The 20,137-nt window shown below is 29.6% G+C and carries 18 protein-coding genes; 11 read left to right on the top strand and 7 right to left on the bottom strand.

The window, feature by feature from the left end; translation table 11 throughout:
- Nucleotides 1-2: 2 nt before the first annotated feature.
- The 3 genes from ETU08_RS03115 (at nucleotide 3) to ETU08_RS03105 (ending at nucleotide 3,121) form a co-directional block, all read left to right on the top strand.
- A complete protein-coding gene (locus tag ETU08_RS03115) occupies nucleotides 3-1,238 on the top strand; it encodes an ABC transporter permease (RefSeq protein ID WP_146261554.1) in 1,236 nt (411 codons plus the stop codon).
- Nucleotides 1,239-1,256: 18 nt separating this feature from the next.
- Nucleotides 1,257-1,925: an ABC transporter ATP-binding protein gene (locus ETU08_RS03110; RefSeq protein ID WP_146261553.1), complete on the top strand. Its 669-nt coding sequence runs from the start codon at nucleotides 1,257-1,259 to the stop codon at nucleotides 1,923-1,925.
- Between the two features lie 71 nt (nucleotides 1,926-1,996).
- Nucleotides 1,997-3,121 (top strand): GTP cyclohydrolase, encoded by a 1,125-nt coding sequence (locus ETU08_RS03105; RefSeq protein ID WP_185145267.1) that lies wholly within the window; start codon nucleotides 1,997-1,999, stop codon nucleotides 3,119-3,121.
- A 9-nt stretch (nucleotides 3,122-3,130) separates the two neighbouring features.
- Here ETU08_RS03105 and ETU08_RS03100 read toward each other — a convergent pair whose 3' ends face one another.
- Entirely contained in the window at nucleotides 3,131-4,330 is a 1,200-nt protein-coding gene (locus ETU08_RS03100) for an endonuclease/exonuclease/phosphatase family protein (protein WP_146261551.1), read from the bottom strand.
- A gap of 212 nt (nucleotides 4,331-4,542) precedes the next feature.
- Here ETU08_RS03100 and ETU08_RS03095 point away from each other — a divergent pair, with 212 nt between their 5' ends.
- The 3 genes from ETU08_RS03095 to ETU08_RS03085 all read left to right on the top strand — a co-directional run bounded on the left by ETU08_RS03095 (nucleotide 4,543) and on the right by ETU08_RS03085 (nucleotide 10,040).
- The gene (locus ETU08_RS03095; RefSeq protein WP_146261550.1) at nucleotides 4,543-7,392 is read left to right on the top strand and encodes a TonB-dependent receptor; all 2,850 of its coding nucleotides are present in this window, start codon (nucleotides 4,543-4,545) and stop codon (nucleotides 7,390-7,392) included.
- 69 nt (nucleotides 7,393-7,461) lie between these two features.
- Complete coding sequence (locus tag ETU08_RS03090; protein WP_146261549.1) at nucleotides 7,462-9,216, top strand: DUF5689 domain-containing protein; 1,755 nt, start codon at nucleotides 7,462-7,464, stop codon at nucleotides 9,214-9,216.
- 68 nt (nucleotides 9,217-9,284) lie between these two features.
- Nucleotides 9,285-10,040 (top strand): SDR family NAD(P)-dependent oxidoreductase, encoded by a 756-nt coding sequence (locus ETU08_RS03085; protein ID WP_185145266.1) that lies wholly within the window; start codon nucleotides 9,285-9,287, stop codon nucleotides 10,038-10,040.
- Nucleotides 10,041-10,048: 8 nt separating this feature from the next.
- Here ETU08_RS03085 and ETU08_RS03080 read toward each other — a convergent pair whose 3' ends face one another.
- Complete coding sequence (locus tag ETU08_RS03080) at nucleotides 10,049-10,771, bottom strand: shikimate dehydrogenase family protein (protein WP_146261548.1); 723 nt, start codon at nucleotides 10,769-10,771, stop codon at nucleotides 10,049-10,051.
- A gap of 115 nt (nucleotides 10,772-10,886) precedes the next feature.
- On the opposite strand from ETU08_RS03080, the gene mltG reads away from it, so the two are divergent.
- Both mltG and ETU08_RS03070 read left to right on the top strand, forming a co-directional pair.
- On the top strand, nucleotides 10,887-11,906 hold the full coding sequence (gene mltG / locus ETU08_RS03075; protein ID WP_146261547.1) for an endolytic transglycosylase MltG: 1,020 nt from the start codon (nucleotides 10,887-10,889) through the stop codon (nucleotides 11,904-11,906).
- 10 nt (nucleotides 11,907-11,916) lie between these two features.
- On the top strand, nucleotides 11,917-12,915 hold the full coding sequence (locus tag ETU08_RS03070; protein WP_146261546.1) for an acyltransferase family protein: 999 nt from the start codon (nucleotides 11,917-11,919) through the stop codon (nucleotides 12,913-12,915).
- A 5-nt stretch (nucleotides 12,916-12,920) separates the two neighbouring features.
- Here ETU08_RS03070 and ETU08_RS03065 read toward each other — a convergent pair whose 3' ends face one another.
- Nucleotides 12,921-13,820: a pseudouridine synthase gene (locus tag ETU08_RS03065; protein ID WP_146261545.1), complete on the bottom strand. Its 900-nt coding sequence runs from the start codon at nucleotides 13,818-13,820 to the stop codon at nucleotides 12,921-12,923.
- Between the two features lie 47 nt (nucleotides 13,821-13,867).
- Entirely contained in the window at nucleotides 13,868-14,575 is a 708-nt protein-coding gene (locus tag ETU08_RS12085) for a UbiA family prenyltransferase (protein WP_375764689.1), read from the bottom strand.
- On the opposite strand from ETU08_RS12085, the gene ETU08_RS12025 reads away from it, so the two are divergent.
- Nucleotides 14,574-14,765 carry a hypothetical protein gene (locus tag ETU08_RS12025; protein WP_246118408.1) on the top strand — a complete coding sequence of 64 codons (192 nt, stop codon included), beginning with the start codon at nucleotides 14,574-14,576 and terminating at the stop codon, nucleotides 14,763-14,765. The genes ETU08_RS12085 and ETU08_RS12025 overlap by 2 nt on opposite strands.
- A 48-nt stretch (nucleotides 14,766-14,813) precedes the next feature.
- Here the strand turns inward: ETU08_RS12025 and ETU08_RS03055 are convergent, their stop codons facing one another.
- Nucleotides 14,814-15,740, bottom strand: coding sequence for a mevalonate kinase family protein (locus ETU08_RS03055; RefSeq protein ID WP_146261543.1), 927 nt, complete (start codon nucleotides 15,738-15,740; stop codon nucleotides 14,814-14,816).
- Nucleotides 15,741-15,992: 252 nt separating this feature from the next.
- Nucleotides 15,993-16,388, bottom strand: a complete 396-nt coding sequence (locus tag ETU08_RS03050; protein WP_146261542.1) for a hypothetical protein — start codon at nucleotides 16,386-16,388, stop codon at nucleotides 15,993-15,995.
- A 164-nt stretch (nucleotides 16,389-16,552) separates the two neighbouring features.
- On the opposite strand from ETU08_RS03050, the gene ETU08_RS03045 reads away from it, so the two are divergent.
- Entirely contained in the window at nucleotides 16,553-17,773 is a 1,221-nt protein-coding gene (locus ETU08_RS03045; RefSeq protein ID WP_146261541.1) for a GNAT family N-acetyltransferase, read from the top strand.
- Between the two features lie 133 nt (nucleotides 17,774-17,906).
- On the top strand, nucleotides 17,907-19,361 hold the full coding sequence (gene sufB / locus ETU08_RS03040; RefSeq protein ID WP_146261540.1) for a Fe-S cluster assembly protein SufB: 1,455 nt from the start codon (nucleotides 17,907-17,909) through the stop codon (nucleotides 19,359-19,361).
- A gap of 21 nt (nucleotides 19,362-19,382) precedes the next feature.
- On the opposite strand, the gene ETU08_RS03035 is transcribed toward sufB, so the two are convergent.
- The gene (locus tag ETU08_RS03035) at nucleotides 19,383-20,087 is read right to left on the bottom strand and encodes an RsmE family RNA methyltransferase (RefSeq protein WP_146261539.1); all 705 of its coding nucleotides are present in this window, start codon (nucleotides 20,085-20,087) and stop codon (nucleotides 19,383-19,385) included.
- Nucleotides 20,088-20,137 lie beyond the last annotated feature (50 nt).

Here is a 20,137-nt window from a genome sequence, read left to right as displayed (position 1 = left end):
AAATGGGTGTTAATAAAAAAATCTCATGGGTACATTTAACTTCCAAAATTAGGCAGTTGTTAGTGGCTACCCTAAGTGTTACTTTTGGAATATCTGTTTATATTTTTATGAATGGTTTTATGACGGGGGTTAATGATTCTCAATCCGAAATAACATTTTCTTCTATACCTCATATACGTGTTTATAACGATATTTCACCAGATTTGCCCGTATTACTTCCTGAGAAAGAGGATCACCAGATTGTAATGGTTAGTAATAACAAGAATATTAGTTATACCGAAGGTATAAAAAATGCTGTGCCAATAATTGAAAATATCTCAAAGATTCAAGAAGTAGCGGGAGTGACCCAACAAATCAATGAGAATGTTTTCATAAAAAATGGAGTAACACAGAATAATGCAAATCTTTCCGGAGTTGAAGTTCAGAATGAAGATCTTCTTTTTAAAACCTCTCATTATATGATTTCAGGAGATTTCTATGATTTAAATAAACGCTCCGATGGAATAATCTTAGGAAGTAAGCTTGCACAAAATTTAGGAGTTAGAACCGGAAATAATGTAACTGTTATAACTTCAGGGGGTGTTTCTAAGGCTTTTAAAGTAATTGGAATTATAGAGACAGGTTCTTCGAATGCCGACAAAACAAGAGCAATAGTTTCAATCAATCAAACAAGGCAGTTGTTCTCAAAAAATAAGAATTATGCCACAGATGTTTATATTAACCTTAAAGATTATAATCAGGCAACCAAACTTTCTGAAAAAATAAAAAACTATACACAGTACAAAGTAGAATCTTGGCAAGAAAGCAATCCGCAACTAGAATCTGCGAACAAAGTAAGAGGTTCTATAGGAACAGCTATGTCTTTAACCATTTTAATTGTAGCAGGTTTTGGTATTTATAATATTATGAATATGACTGTTAACGAAAAGATTAAAGAAATAGCTATACTAAAAGCAATAGGATTTAATGGGAAAGATATAGTACAAATATTTTTAACTCAGTCTATAGCTATAGGTATGATAGGAGGTATTTTAGGAATGATTTTAGGGTATACAATCTCCATAATTGTACATAGCATTCCATTTAAAATCGCGACTTACGATACACTACCGGTAGATTTTAGTCTCATAACTTATATCAAAGGATTTGTCTTTGGATTATTGGTAAGCGCCATTGCAGGATATATGCCGGCTCGTAAAGCGGCGAAGGTAGATCCGGTTTCAATTTTGAGAAGTTAAGTTTTTAAATAGAATAAGATGAAAGCATTGTTGGTTAAAAATATAAATAAATACTTCTATGAACCTAAAAAATTTCAGGTATTAAAAAATGTAAATCTTGAAGTTGAAAAGGGAGAATTTTTATCGATTATAGGAAAGTCAGGATCTGGAAAATCTACCTTGCTGTATCTATTATCCACGATGGATACGGAATATGAAGGAGAAATTTATATTAATGAAACTAAAGTTACAGGGCTTAGCCAAAATAAACTTTCTGATTTTAGAAATAAGCACATAGGTTTTGTTTTTCAATTTCATTATCTATTGCCTGAATTTTCAGTGTTAGATAATGTTATGATACCAGCATTAAAGTTAAACCTAAAATCTAAAGAAGAAATAAAGGAAAGAGCTATAGAGTTGCTACAAATGTTAGACATCAAAGAAAATGAAACAAAGTTAGCCTCAAAATTATCAGGAGGTCAACAACAGAGAGTAGCTATTGCTAGAGCACTTATTAATGAGCCAACAATTATTATGGGGGATGAGCCCACAGGGAATTTAGATTCTAAAAATACAGAAATTGTATTTGATATTTTTCAAAAATTAGCGAATAAAGGACAAACGATAATTACAGTTACTCATGACGATGAGTTTGCGGCCAAATGCAATAGAATAATTGAATTTTCCGATGGAGAAATTATAAATTGATATTGTTAATTTATAAAAACTAGTACGAAATAATAGCTAACATAGCAATTAGCTCTTATCTTTGCCGTATTATGAAAATTCAGATTAAAGAAGTAACTAATATAAAAGACTTAAAAAAATTCATCAGTTTCCCATTACATCTTTATAAAAATTGCCCAAATTATGTTCCATCCTTAATAAAGGAAGAATTAGAAGTTTTAGATAAAAATAAAAATCCAGTTTTTGAGCATGCTCAGGCAACTTACTATTTAGCTTATAAGGAAGGAAAAATTGTTGGGAGAATTGCTGCAATTATTAATACCTACGAAGTTGAAAAGTTGCATAAGAAAAAGGTTAGATTCGGCTGGTTTGATGTTATTGATGACATAGCAGTAACCCAGGCACTTATAGAAAAAGTTAAAGCTGTTGGGCTAGAAAATAATTTGCATTACATGGAAGGTCCGGTAGGTTTTTCCAATATGGAAAAAGCGGGTTTATTAACGGAAGGATTTGATAGATTGTCCACCATGATAACATTATACAATCATTCCTATTATAAAAATCATTTAGAATCTTTAGGTTTTAAAGAAGAGAAAGTATGGGTTGAGAATTTTTTTAAAGTTCCAGAAGAATTGCCTGAAAAAGTTACACGTTTTTCTAAACTTCTTCAAGAAAATAAAAATTTCAAACCGTTAAGGTTTTCAAATAAAAAGGAAATGGAGCCTTTTGTAAGACCAATGTTTAATCTTTTAATAGAGACCTATAGTGCCTTAGAATCCTTTGTACCTTTCTCAGAAAAACAAATCAATTTCTATACTCAAAAATACTTACAAATACTTAACCCAAATTTTGTAACATGCATATTAGATGAAAACCAAGAAATATGTGCTTTTGCTGTCACTTCTCCCTCTTATGCTAAAGGATTGCAAAAATCTAGGGGTAAGCTATTTCCATGGGGCTGGTATCATTTATTAAAAGCATCTAAAAATTTTGATACGGCAGAATATATATTAATAGGAGTGCATCCTAAATATCAAAAGAAAGGAATTACAGCCATTATCTTTACAGAAATATTTCATACATTAAAAAAATATAACATTCGGTTTGTAGAAACAAATCCTCAATTGGTAGATAATTTAAATGTTCAATTGCTTTGGAGTGATTATAACCCAATTACTCATAAGAAAAGAAAAACTTATATCAAGACTATTTGTTAAGTATAAGTATTAATCATTAGTTTTAATTTTCTTTACAAGAATGGTATAAATTGGGAAGTGATCGCTGTATCCTCCAGTATAGTTATCACCAGAAAAGGATCGAAAAGGATATCCTTTCCATGTTCCTTCCTGTGATATTAAATAGAAAGGTGAAAATACCATTGTTTTGTAATAAGTATACCCCTCCGAAGTATTATTTATAAATCCGGGAGACATTATTTGTTGATCAAAAAAGTTAAAAGAGTCATTATAGGCTAAGGTACCCATTCCTTTTTTAAATAGCTTTTCAGCAGGATTAAAAAAAGTGCCAGATTTTACTTGATCTTTTTTATATACTGTATTTAGTATTTTTTTTATACTAGGGCTTGTAGGATCATCATTAAAATCACCCATAGCTAAGATTTTAGCATTTGGGTGAATATTTAGTATGCTATCCATAGCCGTTTTCATTATTTCTGCGGCGCGTATTCTTTTAGGTAAGCTTTTTTGTTCTCCACCTCTGCGTGAAGGCCAATGATTAACTAAAAAATAAACTTTTTCTCCATCCAATAAACCCTCAACTAATAAAATATCTCTTGTATAATTTTTATAGCCATTTTCAGGAGGGAGATCAATAACTATCCTTTTTTTATGAATCAAGGTAAATCTTTTTTCATTGTACAATAGTCCCACATCAACTCCACGAGCATCAAAAGAGTTAAAATGAGCGTAATTGTATTTTGTCCCCTTTTTTCCTAAACTTTCACATAAGTCTTGAAGAACATGTTCATTTTCAATTTCAGCTAGCCCAATAATAGATGGCATTGATTTAGTCTCTTCCCTTCCGGTTTCTGATATTACTTTTGTTAAGTTTCCAATTTTTTCGTTGTACTTTTTGGAATTCCATACTTTAGTTCCTTTATAATAAAATTCATTTGTTAGTATTTGCTTTCTAATCACATGTTTCCCTTTAAGCTTATCAAAAGATAATTCGCCACGGTATATTTTTAACCCAGAAGCTAATGCACTATCTTCGGGTATACTAATTTGGTAAAGAGAATCTTCTGGAGATAACTTGCCATTTATAACATCTGCAGACTTAATGGTGTCGTACAAATTTTCAACGTTATAAAACATGATAGTTGCGCTTTTATAATTGTTTTGAGCATTTATTCTTTTAGGAATAAATACCAATAGTATTATAAAAATATAGAAAGTATGAAATTTCATATTATGAATTTTTTTATTTACAAAAATAATTATTAGTCTGATTTATTTTAATTTAATACTGTATTTTTAATTATATGTTGGAAAATAGTTTAATTTTTAAATAAATTTACATATATCATATAATTGATGGTGTTTAATATTAATCAATTGTATAAATATAAACTTTAGTAAATGTTAAAATTCTATTTTCAAAAATTGAAAAAATTCTTGTAATGAAACTAACTTTAAAATTCTTATTTACAGTAATTATAGGACAACATCTGCTTTCTCAAACTACAGTTTCTGGTTATATTAAAGATACCAATCAAAATCCAATTGGTTGGGCTATAGTAAGTTTAGAGAAAGATTTAAATAATACGATAACCACAGATCCAAAAGGATATTTTGAGTTTCAAAACGTTACACAGGGGGAATTTACTATTGTTATAAGTAAAGAAGGTTTTATGCCTCAAGTAATCAATCTTTCAATAATACCATCAGAGGATATTAAAAATTTAGGAGATATAACTTTGGAATACCAACCTTTAGAAGCTGAAAATTTAATTTCATTGACGGATGAAGAACTAACAACAGATGATGGTGGGTCTTTAGGGCAAGTTGGAATTGGGCTTTTACAATCTTCAAGAGATGTGTTTTCAAGAGTTGCTGCTTATGAGCTGGGAGCTTATTGGTTTAACATTAGAGGTACAGATAATCGTTATAATAATATAATGATAGATGGGGTACCTATGGCTAAAAACCATAGTGGAAGACCAGATTTCAGTAATTGGGGAGGCTTAAATAATTCTTTTAGATATACCCATGAATTAGCAGAAACTAACAACGTTTCTGACTATTCCTTTAGTAATTTAGGAGGAACAGCCTACTATGACACTAGAGCCTCCAGCTACAGAAAGGGATTAAATCTTTCATATTCACTAACTAATAAAACTTATCAACACCGATTGATGGTCAGTTATGCTACAGGAATGTTGCCATCAGGATGGGCTTTTGCTTTTAATGCATCTCGAAGATGGATAGAGGAAGGTGTGATAGACGGAACTTTTAACGACTCCTATGCCTATTTTGTTTCGGTTGAAAAAAAAATATCAGAAAATCACAGGTTAAATTTCACAACATTTGGTACACCTACAAGAAGATCAGGAGCTAGCCCAAACACTCAGGAAGTTTATGATTTAAGAGGTAAAAACTATAATTCTTACTGGGGTTGGCAAGAGGGGCAAAGAAGAAATGAACGCATAAAAAAAATGTTTGAACCTGTATTTATGCTCACACATGATTGGAATATAAACAAGAATACAAAAATCACAACGACAGCTTCTTACCAAACAGGTTACCAAAAAAGCTCACGTTTAAATTGGTATAATTCTACCAATCCATCACCCACCTACTACAGAAATTTACCTAGTTATATTCAATATTTAATAGCAAAAGCCAATGGCTCTCCTACAGAGTCTTTAGAAGCAGCATATCAAGAAATTTTAAACCGTTGGCAGGAAATTGATACCTCAATAACTCAAATAAATTGGGGGAGTTTATACGAGGCAAACTACAACGCACCCTTTGTAACATATTTATACTCTGGTGAACAAGGAAGGAGAGCTTCTTACTTTTTGGTAAATGATGTAATTAAAGATCGAACCTTTAATGCATCCGCACATTTACAAACTCAGTTTGCAGATCATTGGAAATTTTATATAAACTTAAATTATCAAAATTTAGTGTCCGACAATTACAGAGAAGTAGAAGATTTGTTAGGGGCTGATTTTGCTTTGAATAGAAGTTCTTTTTTACAAGGAGATGCAGGGGATTATAATATCCTAAAACCTAATAGTATTGCGAAAGAAGGAGATAAGTTAGAATACAATTATAAACTACACAAGCAGGCGGTTACAGCAAATGCAACTACAAGATTATATGTGGACCATTGGAATTTGGCTGCATCACTTTTATTGGGATGGAATGAATCTTATAGAAATGGAATATTTCAAAATGGATTATATGCTGATAATTCCTATGGAAGAAGTAGCAAGGAAAATTTTATTGATGTAGGTTTAAGGGGCGGAATAACATATAAAATTGATGGTAGAAATTTTATAATTTTAAATTCAGGGTACTTTTTAGTTTCACCAACATTAAATGAAATTTTTGCAAATCCAAGATTGAATAATATGGTTACTCCAGATTTAACCAATCAAAAAGTAGGGACTAGCGATATTACGTATACCCTTCGATCACCCAAAATAAAGTTAAGAGCGACTGCTTATTATACAAGAATAAAAGATGCGGTTGAAATCTCACGTTTTTATGCACAAGGTTTAGATTTATCGCAATACTTACCTTCTCAAGGAAGTGTTTCCCAAGATGCAACTTCTTCCAATGTTTTTTTATCTGAAATATTAACTGGAGTTGATAAGGAGTATATGGGAACCGAATTAGGTTTAGAGCTGAAAATATCGCCAACAATTACAACATTTGCTGTAGCTTCAGTAGGTCAATACGTTTATAAAAATAATCCCAATTTAAAGATTCTAACAGATAATTATGAAGGGATGCCAGATTTAGGAAGTGCTAACATTAAGAACTATAAAATTGTAGGATCACCACAGAAAGGATATTCACTAGGATTTAGATATAATTCACCCAAATATTGGTGGATAGGAGTATCGGGCAATTTATTACAGGATATATATTCAGACATATCAGCACTATCTAGAACAGAGAATTTTATTATTAATCCAGAATCTCAGCAACCTTACGCAAATGCTACCAATCAAAGTGTAAAATCTCTTTTAAAACAAAAAAAATATGAGGACGCATGGGTATTTAATGCTAACATCGGAAAATCCTTTAGAATTGGTAAATGCTATATGGAGGTTAGTTTATCTGTAAATAATATATTTAATGAGAGAGGATTAGTATCGGGTTCATTTGAGCAGGGTAGATATGCCAACTATGAACAACTAAGCTTTGATCATTCACTAACTACTCCATTGTTTGGAGATAAACTATTCTATGATAGAGGAAGATCTTATTTTGTAAACATCTCTTTTAAATTATAAATACATTTTTAAATATTTAACTTTTAAAATTTTAGTATGAGCCAAATTTATAAAATAAAAAAGTTTATAATGATAATTGTAACTTTTGCCCTGTTTTTTGTCCCATTGAGCTGTGTTCATGATGATGATTATCAATCGCCGATTATAAATTATCCTAACCTTACAGCCAATTATACCATTCCACAGTTAAAAGCTGAGGCGACAGAAACTTCAACTTTATTGCATAAAGATTCCATAATAGAAGGTTTTGTAGTATCAAGTGATGAAGGAGGGAATATTTATAAAAATCTTTATATAACAACATCAGATGGGAAAAGTGGAATCCAACTCAATATAAATCAATCCAACATATATAATTACTATCCCGCAGGTAGAAAAGTTTATGTTAAACTGAAAGGATTATATTTAGCCAAGCAATATGATATAGCTCAGTTAGGTGGTGAAAAATATGGATCTTCAATCGTAGGTCAGGCAGAATGGAATTCAGCCAAAAGTTTGATTCTTTTAGCAGAGGATAAAGTAGATGAAGAAACGTTGGTACAACATTACACTAATATTGAAAATGCAATTAAAAATGAAAACTTAGCGACCTTGATAGAGCTTGATTCTGTGCAATTTCAAGAAAAATATTTAAATAAAACGTATTATGATTCAGATAATACATCTGGAAGTTACATAGAAGATAAACAGGGTAATATTTTAAATGTAAGGGTTAGTTCTTATGCAAAATTCGCAAATAATATATTGCCTTCTGGAAGTGGTAGAATAAAAGGTATTTTAACTAAATATAAATCAACTTGGCAACTCATGTTAAGAACCATCCAAGATGTAAATTTGGATCAAAGCAGATGGAATAAAGAAGAAGAAAAAGGAGATACGGAAGGAACAAAAGAAAATCCATTTACTATATCTCAGGCAATGAATAACCAAGGTCAAACTGGAAAATGGGTAAAAGGGTATATAGTGGGTTCTGTAACAGGACAATCAATTGTAGAAGGAGCTCAATTCAATGCTCCATTTACAACACAATCAAATATATTAATAGCAGCTTCTCCAAACGAAACAGATTATACCAAGTGTATCCCGGTTCAATTGCCTTATGATGCAACGGGAGTTAATACCGTAAGACCCAATTTAAATTTGGCGACAAATCCTGTTAATTTTAAACGAGAGGTTATGGTTTATGGAGACTTAACTACTTATTTTAATCAAGCTGGTATTAAAAACACCTCAGATTATGTATTAGGAAAAGAAGATAATTCTTCTAACACACTGCCTGAGGATGGAGAAGAAAACTCTCAGACTTCAAATATACTTGTTTTTCCAGGAGGGGATTTTGAAGATTATAACGCTTTTATAAGATCATTAAATAGTTTTGGTATAAAACCGTATGCAAACCTAAGTAACCAAACAGGAATAAACAACTCAAATTCTTTACATTTAAAAACCGATGGGACATCAGCCAACGAATATGTATTTACTGTTCTTGCACAAAAGAAATTACTGCAACAACCAAAAAAAATACAATTTTATATAAAAGGTAAATCTGATAAAACTATATCGATATCCCTTTTTAAAACAGATCAAATTTCTTACTATGCATTCAATCTAGGAGATGTTTCAGAAGATAAAGTTATAACAGCTTCATCCAATAATTCTTATTCTGGAATTATTGATACTAATGGACAATGGGCATTAATTACTCTAGACATTTCAGGATTATCAGATTTGAATTTAAATCAGCTATCCAATAATTTCTTTGGATTGAAGGTAGGAAAATTAGCCTCTTATAATATTTTTATGGATGAATTTAGGATTTACTAAATGTTAAATTATATTAATTGGATTTTTAATAAGATGAAAAATGCCTAAATTTAAAAATAAAAATACTTATGATTCAAACAGTTTTAATTACGGGAGCATCTTCAGGGATAGGTTTAGCAACAGCTAGAAAATTTGCTGAATGTGGAATTAATCTGGTTCTATGCGGAAGGAGGAAAGAAAAGTTAGAAGAGTTAAAAAAAGAATTAAAGGAAAAAGTTGAGGTAACTTTACTTTCTTTTGACGTTAGCAATAGAAAAGAAGTTTTTACTGCCATTGAAAGTCTTACAGAAGAATGTAAACAAAATATAAATATATTGGTAAATAATGCGGGGAATGCACATGGTTTGGATACTTTTCAAGATGCATCTTTAGATGATTTCGATTCTATGATTAATTCAAATATTAAAGGAATTTTAAATGTAACAAAAGCTCTTCTTCCATATTTAATAAAAAATAAATCTGGTCATATTGTAAATTTAAGTTCTATAGCAGGTAAAGAAACTTATCCAAAAGGATCGGTATATTGCGCGACTAAACATGCTGTAGAATCTATAAGCAAAGGGATGAGAATGGATCTATTACCACTAGGCATAAAAGTAACCAATATAGCACCAGGTGCTGTTGAAACAGAATTCTCTTTAGTTAGATTTAAAGGTGATAAGAATAAGGCAGATGCTGTTTACACTGGTTTTGAACCTTTAGTTGCGGATGATATTGCAGATGCAATTTATTACGCTATATCGCGTCCAGATCATGTTCAGATTGCAGATATGACCATTTTACCTAGAGCGCAAGCTTCTGGGACTGTATTTAACAAAAAATAAATTTTTATTTAAAACATTGAATTCCAAATATCCCAAGCAGCTTCAGCTTGTAAATGGAGCATTTCCAATCCATTTTTAGTTTTTGCACCTTTTTCCTTGGCTAATTGAAGTAATTTAGTTTCTTCAGGATTATAGATTAAATCATAGACCAAGTGGTTGGGAGTCAAAAATTTAGTAGGAAAAGGAGGTATATGATCAATATTAGGAAAGGTTCCAAGTGGAGTAGTATTAATTATTAATGGATGATAAAAAACCATGTTCTCATTCAATTTGGAATAATTATTTTCACCATTTCTTGAAATAATTTTACTTTTTATTCCTAATTGATTTAAAACATAGGATACTGCCTTTGATGCACCCCCGCTTCCTAGTATTAACGCTGAGTGGTGATGGGGTTCTAACAGTGGAGATAATGAGTTTTTAAATCCGATAGCATCAGTATTAAACCCTATTTTTTTTCCCTGTGCAATTAATACAGTATTTACAGCACCAATTTTATTGGCTTCTGGGCTTAATTCATCTAAATATTCAACAATATCTTGCTTGTAAGGGATGGTAACATTAAATCCATTAAGTTTAGGAATGGTAAATAATTGTTCTAAACTATCTTTATCCTGAATATCGAAGATCTCATAGGAATAATCTTTTAAACCTAAAACTTTAAATTTATCATTAAAATATTTCTGTGAAAATGAATAGGAAATATTTTTACCCAGTAACCCTAATTTCATAATTTGAATACTATATTTAACAAATTTATAAAAAATACTTATTTTTGAATTTTATAAAAAAATAATCTAAATTTATCAAATTGTTTTGTGTAACAAAATAATATTAAAAACAAATATGAATAAAAAAAAAATTATTCCACTATTTTATCTTATACTAATTATTATAGCTTTTTTAATTGGAAAAACTTATTATAAAAATTCGTATTCTTCAAATGTGAAGAATGATGCTTTATTATATATTCCAACGAATGCAACTTTTGAAGATGTAAAAGTACTAATAAATCCATATCTTAAAAACATCCAATCTTTTGAAAATAAAGCAATTTCATCGGACTATCCAAATAAAATTAAGGCGGGTAGATTTAAAATTGAGAAAGGAGAAACTAATAAAGAAGTAATTAATCGCTTATTATTAGGTAAGCAAGAAGAGGTGCATCTAAGAATTAGAAATTATGATGATATTTATGAGTTAGCGTCAGATCTTGGTAAAAATTTAGAAGCAGATTCAATTATATTTTTAAATTATTTTAAAAAAGAAGCATTAGAAAAAGGTTTTCCGGATGTAGAAGAGTTAAAAATATATTTTACTCCAGAAACCTATTTTGTTAATTGGAATACTTCTCCAGAAAAATTATTTGCTCGCTTTGAAAAAAATCATAATAATTTTTGGACAGAAGAAAGATTGAATAAAGCAAAAAAATTAAATCTTTCAAAATTAGAAGTTTATACTTTAGCTTCCATTGTTCAAAGAGAATATATGAAAAAAGAAGAACTTCCCATTATTTCAAGTCTATATCTCAATAGACTAAATAAAGGAATGAAATTACAGTCAGATCCAACAGTTATATATGCAGAAAGAAAAAAGCAAGGTTTTAAAGTAATGATGAAAAGAGTGAAAAATATTTCAATTGATTCTCCCTATAACACATATAAATACAAAGGATTGCCACCATTACCTATTTGTATACCTAACGATATCGTAGTTGATGCTGTGCTTAATCCTGCAAATACTAATTACTTGTTTATGTGTGCAATTAAAAATACAGGTATGCATGCATTTACTGCTGATGATAAAGAACATATGCTAAATGCAAAAAAATATAGACAATGGCTAGATTCAATAGGAATTAAATAAAATTATTAATATGAAATTAAATTTACTCAGTAGATACAGAACTCAATTAATGGGAGTTGCTATTTTGTGGGTTATGTTTTTTCACTCTCATTTACCTACAGAATTCTCAGGAATCTTAGATTTTTTTAAAAAGATGGGATACGGGGGAGTAGATATTTTTATATTAGTTTCAGGTTTTGGCGTTTATTACTCAATCTCAAAAGATGGATCAACGAAAAATTTTTATTTCAGAAGGGCTATACGAATATTGCCATACTATCTTCCCATAGTTTTAATTGTTACAATAATTGCTAATATAGCGGGGTTTTGGAAACCGATAGCCTTTTTTTATAACTTAACTACTCTAGGTTTTTGGTTAAACGTAGGCTTGATGAATATTTATGATTGGTTCATACCAGCACTAATTTCTATCTATTTATTTACGCCACTATTTTATAAATTTTTTAAAATAAATAAAACTATATCTACATTAGTAGTTATTTTAGGAGCATATATTTTTAGTTATTTGTCAGTAGGAACCTTTGATTATCTATACAATTTCACCTTTAGAATTCCACTTTATGTAATGGGTTTTTGGTTGGCAGATTATTTAAAAAATCATAAAGATTATAAATTATCTAAAAATATGATTTCCTTGATCACTGTAATTTTTATTTTTGGAATTCTATTGTTGTGTTATCTATACTATTTTACAAGTGTTTTTTCAATATATGGAAATTATTTACTCCCGTTTATTTTTATAACATTGCCGTTGTGTGTGTATTTGTGTTATATATTCTCTTTATTTCCAAATTATAAATTTCCCATTTTAACTTTTTTAGGAAGTCATAGCCTTACTTTATTCATTTTTCATGAAAAAATCTTATTTTATTGTAGTTTATTTATTAAAACAATACTTAGCGATATTATTGCTTTTATAGTAACAGTTATTTTAGCTTATTATTGGCAAAAATTTGTTGATAGAATTATTGAAAGGTATATGTTGAAAAAAAATAAGCAAACTATATAGTTTGCTTATAACATTTTTAAATTATTAACCTCTAGTTCGGTAAGTATTCGCCAATATCCTCTTTTTAAGTTTTTTTTCGTGAGTCCGGCAAACATAACCCTATCCAGTTTTTCTACTTCATAACCTAACTTTTCAAACATTCTTCTTACAATTCGGTTCCAACCGATATGTATTTCTACACCTACCTCATTTTTAGGAGAACCTTCAATATATGATACTTTATCAACTTTAGCAATACCCTCCTCAAAGCGAATACCTTCAAGCAATTGATCAAAATCGCTAACACTTACTTTTTTATTCAGAGTTACATGATAGATTTTTTTAACTTCGTGAGATGGATGGGTTAGCTTTTTAGTTAAATCACCATCGTTTGTTAATAGTAAAACTCCGGTCGTTTGTCGATCTAATCTTCCTACAGGGTATAAGCGGTAAGGGGAAGCGTTAGCAACTAAATCCATCACGGTTTTACGAGCTTTTTCATCTTTTGTAGTTGAAATATAGCTTTTAGGTTTGTTTAAAAGAACATAAACATTTTTTTCCGGACGAATATATCTTCCATCAAAAAAAACTTCATCCCCAGGCATTACTTGGTATCCAAATTCCGTAATTATTTTACCATTCACCTTTACTACTCCATTTTGGATAAATAGATCAGCTTCTCTTCGGCTACATATACCCGAATTAGCAATATATTTGTTTAGTCTAATTCCTTCCTTTTTTTCTATCGGCTTAGTATTCTTTTTCCTAAGAAAAGATGGACTAGTATTAAATTTCTTTTTATCTTTTAGATCTTTGTTAAATTTTGAAGGAGAAGGCTTTTTATTAGATTCATTCTGAAAAGATTTTTTAAAACTTTTTTCATTTCTTCCAGCCCCCCTTCGATTCGGTGATTTATTATTATTCATTTATTATTTTTTATTTTAAAGAAAAATTGAATAGATTTTTCTGAATGCTACTCAAGTATATGCAAAGGTAATGGATTACCATTAATAAAAAGCAAAGATATAGTTCCTAAAAAAATCCAAAATTTTATCATTAAAATCAGTGAATTTATTTTAGAAGTCTTTATAAACCAAATAAATATACCAGAATTTAAACACAAAAATGCCGTGAGAAGATAATAAAGCCTTATTTCATATAAATATTTTTGAAAAGCCAAAAAAATAGAGGTGAGCGATAAAAACACTAACAAAATATCTAAGATAGCTTTAGTATAAAATACTCCTATAGTATTTGGAAGTGTGTGGTAATTAAAAATGTTGTCAAATTTATAAGAATCTAAATCCTTGCAAATATCTTTTATTAACATTAACAGAAATAAGAAAATAGCTAAGTATAAAATATGTTTAGAAAAATTTTCATAAAAAAGAAATAAAGCTAGAAAAGGAAAAAGCATTAATATTGAATTTATAAAATTATTTATAAAAACAATCTTACTAAATTTATGGCTGTATAACCATATTATAAATTGATAAAAAAGAAAAAATATAAAAATTCGATATGATAACAGGGCAGCAATAATCAATGAAATAGAATTTAATAAAATATAAATTCTTAAAGCTGTACTTTGTTTAATGAATCTTTGCAATTTTGTAGTAATAGGTCGATAAATCTTATCTTTATCTTGATCATAAAAGAAATTAATGATATAGCCCGCCATGGCACTTAAAATAGATGAGAAAATGATCCCATGGAGTTTTATACTTTTTAAATTTTCTATAACACCTTTATTTTCACCAAATAAGAATATAGCAGAAATATACATAGAACAAAAAAGCATTACTATGTTGACTATTCTAACTCTTAGCAACAAGGATAAATTAAATAACCATATATTCTTATCTAAATAATTCATTTATTTTTTCAAAAAATATAGCAACTAAAAAAAAGAAGAAATATCAAAAACGATATACGATTTCTTTATTATAGTCTTTAAGTAATTCCTGTGTAGTTTCGTAATCTTCTGTAAAACCTAAGATATAACCTCCCCCGCCAGATCCACATAACTTTAAATAGTAGGTATTTGAACTAATTCCCTTCTCCCATATCTTCAAAAAATCTGAAGGAATCATAGGTGTGAAATTATTAAGTGCCCATGAAGATAGGTGTTTAAGACTTTTAAAAAAAGACTTCATATCTTTATTTAAAAAGGAATCAATACACTCATTATTGTACTTGATAAATTCTTCTTTTAAAGTTTTTCTAAAACCATCATTTTTCAACTTTTCAAAAAAGATTTTTACCATGGGTTCAGTTTCTCCAGGAATTCCAGAATTAATAAGAAAGACTGCTCCTTTGCCTTCATTATTTTCAGAAATTTTAGCTTTATCAACTTCCGCATCCGGTTGAATAAGCAAAGGAATATTCATGTAACAAATTAAAGGATCAATCCCAGAGCTTTTACCATGAAAAAAAGATTCCATTTTTCCAAAGATAATTTTTAAATCCTTCAAATCATTTTTAGAAATTGTATCTGGAGATACCTTATGTCCCGAATATTTATCAAAAATAGCAGCGACCAAAGCACCAGAGCTACCAACACCATATCCTTGAGGGATATTGGAGTCAAAAAACATTCCATTATCAATATCTTTTTCTAAAGATTTCAGATTTAATTTAAACCTTGAAGGTAATTCAATTTTTTTCAAATAAATCAAAAAATTATATAATGATTTGTTTGATTTTAATTGAGATTCACTAAGAGAGGAGGAAAATTGTAAGGTTCCTTTATAGGCATTATATGGCAAAGTTAAACCTCTAGAGTTTTCAATGATCCCATATTCTCCAAAAAGCAATATTTTAGCATAAAACAAAGAGTTTTTCATAATTGTTGCATCTTTCCACTTAGCGAAGATTATGCAAAGTTACAATATTATTGTATTATAAATTTTAAATAATATAAAATTTTATATACTAATATTGATATAAATTAACAATAAATTTCAACCAAATTTATTGTTAATATTAATTTATCAATTGCTTTAATAGAGTAATGATAAAGAGAGTAAGGAAAGGTATAAACCTTTTGTAGGGTAAATAAAAAAAGGTGGTTATTTATAACCACCTTTTTTTATTTTTTACTTAGAAGTTTTTTCAAAATATTCAGTGAATTTTTTAAGTTCTTCTGGATTGTTTGCTAGTTTAGTAAATATAGGAAGACTTTTTTGAGCCCATTCTTCTAATTTAGGTTTCATTTCAGCAATTTTAGTAGAGTCTTTAAGTAATGCTTCGTTTTCTTTTATAAATTTTGAATAAGAATCAACAAATTCTTGTACTTCTTTATCTTCAAATTTAGGAAGTTCAGCGCTAGTAGCTTCAGTTGTAGGGGCTTCAGTCTGAGTATTGTTAGCTGAACTGTCAATAATAGCTGTAGTATCAGTTTTGTTTTCGTTTCCAGTAGTTGTTTTTTCGTCTTTACAAGAGTTGAAAGCTATCAATCCAACTAAAGAAAGAGATAATAATATTTTTTTCATAATAAAAATTTTAATTTTCGGCAAATGTAATTATTTTTTGTAAAAATTATAATAAAAAAACAAAAAATTACCTCTAAATTTAGATGATTTGACAAATTAGAATGTAACTGATTTTATTTCATATATTTACTTTATAAATTTGATTAGGTGTTAAAAAAATAACCATGGTTAATCATAAATTAAGAAATTCATTAATAATCAAGACTGTAGGGGTTGAGTTTTTAGATCAACACAATGAATTGCTTAGGTATGTTTTTCAAGTTACCAATAAAATCTTAGAAGATAGCGGATATGAAGAAGGGGAAATTATAAGAACCAAAAGACCAATATTAGAGAGAGCGGATGTTATCGGATGGTTTAATAAAGACCAATTGATTTCACAAATTTCTATTTATCCATGTAAAGTCAACATTCATGGAAAGACATATAAAATGGGTGGGTTAACCGGAGTAGGAACCTATCCAGAATATGCAAACTTAGGGTTAATGAATGATCTTATTAAAGTAGGACTAGAAAATATGAAAAGCAAAGGTCAGACTATTTCCTATTTGTATCCATATTCTGTGCCTTATTATAAAAGAAAAGGATGGGAAATTATGTCTGATCATTTAACCTATGTGATTAAAGATTCTCAGTTGCCTAAACCTGTAGATCTTCCCGGATACGTAGAACGACTGCCTGTTAACCACAAAGATATTATTATAACATATAACCAATTCGCTAAAACCAATCATGGAGCTCTTATTAGAGGTTCTTTTGAGTGGGAAGAATATTGGAGATGGGAGAATGAAGAAGAAAGGCATGCAGCCGTTTATTACGATCAACAAAGTCAACCCAAAGGATATGTATTGTATTGGATTAGTGGAGATGTTTTTAATATAAAAGAAATGATATACTTGAATATGGAATCACAAAAAGGACTCTGGAATTTCATTTCTGCCCATTACTCCATGGTAAATACCGTAAAAGGGAATATATATAAGAATGATCCTTTAGCATTCTTAATGGAAGATAGCCAGATTACTCAGACCATAAGACCCTATTTTATGGCAAGAATTGTAGATGTAAAAGCATTTTTACTAAAATATCCTTTTCAATATAGCTCTACTCAACCTTTTCATTTTAAAATAACCGATCCATTGGCAGAATGGAACAATGGGATTTTCGGTATACGATGGGTAAATAAAGATAAATTTCAAGTTTTAAATGATCCTATTGGAGATTCAGTAGAGGTTGATATTAGAACTTTGACAGCCATGTTAATGAGTTATAGAAGCCCCTCATATTTTTATAAAATTGAACGTTTAAAAACAACTTTAGATACATTAAGAATTTTAGAAGATATTATACCTGAAGAACAACCCTATTTTTCAGATTACTTTTAAATTTTTTTCAGATAAATTTTTGTGCGTAATTTTATTATTGAAAAAATCTATCATTCAGTATTTTGAACTAAATATATTCTATCTATTTTTGTCATAATTGTTCAATTGAATTATTGAAAATAAATTTAAAGAAATGAGTAGAGATAAATATACAGAGGAGGAATTAAGAATAGATTTAGAAACAAAGGAATATCAGCACGGTTGGGAAACTAATTTAGAATATGAAGATTTCCCTACAGGTTTAAATGAAGATATTATCAAAGAAATTTCTAAAAGAAAAAATGAGCCGGAATGGATGCTTGAGTGGAGGCTGGAATCATTTAAAATTTGGAAACAAATGTCAATAGTTAATTGGGCAAATGTTTCATTTGAAGAGCCTGATTTTAATGCAATTAAATACTATGCAGCACCTAAAAATAAGAAAGAAATTAGTAGTTTGGATGAAGTGGATCCTGAGTTATTAAAAACTTTTGAAAAGTTAGGCATTTCATTGAATGAACAAAAACGATTAACAGGTGTAGCCGTAGATGCAGTTATAGATAGTATATCAGTTAAAACAACTTTTTCAGAAACTTTAGCAGAAAAGGGAATTATATTCTGTTCCATTAGCGAAGCAATTCAAAAACATCCAGATTTAGTAAAAAAATATTTAGGTAAAGTAGTTCCTAGAACGGATAATTTTTATGCGGCACTAAATTCTGCAGTGTTTTCAGACGGATCATTTTGCTATATTCCTAAAGGAATTCGCTGTCCTATGGAATTATCCACCTATTTTCGTATCAATCAATCAGGAACAGGACAGTTTGAGAGAACATTATTAATTGCTGATGAAGGAAGCTATGTTTCATATTTAGAAGGTTGTACTGCGCCACAAAGAGATGAAAATCAATTGCATGCTGCGGTTGTTGAATTAATAGCTTTAGATGGAGCTGAAATAAAATATTCAACAGTTCAAAACTGGTATCCAGGAGATAAAGAAGGAAAAGGAGGGGTTTACAATTTTGTAACCAAAAGAGCAGTTTGTGAAAAAGACGCTAAAGTATCCTGGACACAGGTTGAAACAGGCTCATCAATTACATGGAAATATCCCTCTTGTATTTTAAAGGGAGACAACTCCGTAGGCGAGTTTTATTCTATAGCAGTAACCAATAATTATCAGCAAGCAGACACAGGGACTAAAATGATTCATATTGGTAAGAATACCAAATCAACGATAATTTCTAAAGGGATATCTGCAGGTAAATCGCAAAATAGTTATAGAGGATTAGTAAAGGTTATGCCAGGAGCGAACAATGCGCGTAATTTTTCGCAGTGTGATTCCTTGCTTATGGGAAATCAATGCGGAGCGCATACTTTTCCTTATATAGAAATAAAAAATGAAACTGCTCAGCTAGAGCATGAAGCTACCACATCTAAAATTGGTGAAGATCAAATATTTTATTGCAATCAAAGGGGGTTAGATACTGAGACAGCTATAGCCTTAATTGTAAATGGATTTGGTAGAGAGGTTTTAGATAAATTGCCTATGGAATTTGCGGTTGAAGCCAAAAAATTACTTGAAATTTCTTTGGAAGGAAGTGTTGGATAATCCAACACTCTTTTAAAAGAATTAATCAAAATTAGAATAATAGTAACAGGAGGTCACAAAAATGCCGGCTGTTTCAGTACGCAATCGATTTTCTCCTAGACTTATACCCGTAGCACCGTAGCTATACAAATGTTCAATCTCCTTTTTTGAAAAATCTCCCTCAGGTCCAATAAGGATTGTAAGATCTTTCCGATTCTTAAGTACTTGATTAATAGATTTTTTTTCAAATTCATTGTAACAGTGTGCAACATAAATGTTTTCAGCACTATTTTTTAAAAAATCTTGAAGGTTGGTCAACGGATTTATGATAGGAAAAACGGTTCTTAAGCATTGTTTACAAGCACCATAGGCTTGTTTTAAAACCTTTTCATAATTTAAATGTTTTCTTTCAGAATTAGCGCATAAAACAGGGGTTATAGTTGATATGCCTAATTCAATAGACTTTTCTAAAAAAAAATCAAATCGGTCTATATTCTTTGTGGGAGCAATAGCTATGTGTAGCCCTTTATTATCAATTTCCGTTTGCTTTGTTTTTATAATTTCCAAAACATTTATGGAAATTTTTTTGCCCATAATAGAAATTTTTCCACGAACTAAGCTTCCTAAACCATCAGTCACATATATCTCCTCACCATCGTTCATTCGTAATACTTTAATGATGTGGTGCTCTTCCTCTTGGTTTAAGATTACATACTCGGGGGTGATATTTCCAATAAACAATCTCATAAATAAAACTTATTTTCTACAAACAAAATTAAAATATAATTTAGGAAATA

Origin of the sequence: Apibacter muscae (genome assembly GCF_007845635.1) — a bacterium.
In the GTDB taxonomy this organism is placed as follows: Bacteria; Bacteroidota; Bacteroidia; order Flavobacteriales; family Weeksellaceae; genus Apibacter; species Apibacter muscae.
The sequence above is the reverse complement of the archived record's forward strand: the minus strand, read 5'-3'. Positions and strand labels throughout refer to the sequence as shown.

Bases quoted from the DNA above. Each gene is read 5' to 3' on its own strand.
- ETU08_RS03115 (WP_146261554.1), top strand. From the start codon at position 3: ATGGGTGTTAATAAAAAAATCTCATGGGTACATTTAACTTCCAAAATT.
- ETU08_RS03110 (WP_146261553.1), top strand. From the start codon at position 1,257: ATGAAAGCATTGTTGGTTAAAAATATAAATAAATACTTCTATGAACCT.
- ETU08_RS03105 (WP_185145267.1), top strand. From the start codon at position 1,997: ATGAAAATTCAGATTAAAGAAGTAACTAATATAAAAGACTTAAAAAAA.
- ETU08_RS03100 (WP_146261551.1), bottom strand. From the start codon at position 4,330: ATGAAATTTCATACTTTCTATATTTTTATAATACTATTGGTATTTATT.
- ETU08_RS03095 (WP_146261550.1), top strand. From the start codon at position 4,543: ATGAAACTAACTTTAAAATTCTTATTTACAGTAATTATAGGACAACAT.
- ETU08_RS03090 (WP_146261549.1), top strand. From the start codon at position 7,462: ATGATAATTGTAACTTTTGCCCTGTTTTTTGTCCCATTGAGCTGTGTT.
- ETU08_RS03085 (WP_185145266.1), top strand. From the start codon at position 9,285: ATGATTCAAACAGTTTTAATTACGGGAGCATCTTCAGGGATAGGTTTA.
- ETU08_RS03080 (WP_146261548.1), bottom strand. From the start codon at position 10,771: ATGAAATTAGGGTTACTGGGTAAAAATATTTCCTATTCATTTTCACAG.
- mltG (WP_146261547.1), top strand. From the start codon at position 10,887: ATGAATAAAAAAAAAATTATTCCACTATTTTATCTTATACTAATTATT.
- ETU08_RS03070 (WP_146261546.1), top strand. From the start codon at position 11,917: ATGAAATTAAATTTACTCAGTAGATACAGAACTCAATTAATGGGAGTT.
- ETU08_RS03065 (WP_146261545.1), bottom strand. From the start codon at position 13,820: ATGAATAATAATAAATCACCGAATCGAAGGGGGGCTGGAAGAAATGAA.
- ETU08_RS12025 (WP_246118408.1), top strand. From the start codon at position 14,574: ATGGCACTTAAAATAGATGAGAAAATGATCCCATGGAGTTTTATACTT.
- ETU08_RS12085 (WP_375764689.1), bottom strand. From the start codon at position 14,575: ATGGCGGGCTATATCATTAATTTCTTTTATGATCAAGATAAAGATAAG.
- ETU08_RS03055 (WP_146261543.1), bottom strand. From the start codon at position 15,740: ATGAAAAACTCTTTGTTTTATGCTAAAATATTGCTTTTTGGAGAATAT.
- ETU08_RS03050 (WP_146261542.1), bottom strand. From the start codon at position 16,388: ATGAAAAAAATATTATTATCTCTTTCTTTAGTTGGATTGATAGCTTTC.
- ETU08_RS03045 (WP_146261541.1), top strand. From the start codon at position 16,553: ATGGTTAATCATAAATTAAGAAATTCATTAATAATCAAGACTGTAGGG.
- sufB (WP_146261540.1), top strand. From the start codon at position 17,907: ATGAGTAGAGATAAATATACAGAGGAGGAATTAAGAATAGATTTAGAA.
- ETU08_RS03035 (WP_146261539.1), bottom strand. From the start codon at position 20,087: ATGAGATTGTTTATTGGAAATATCACCCCCGAGTATGTAATCTTAAAC.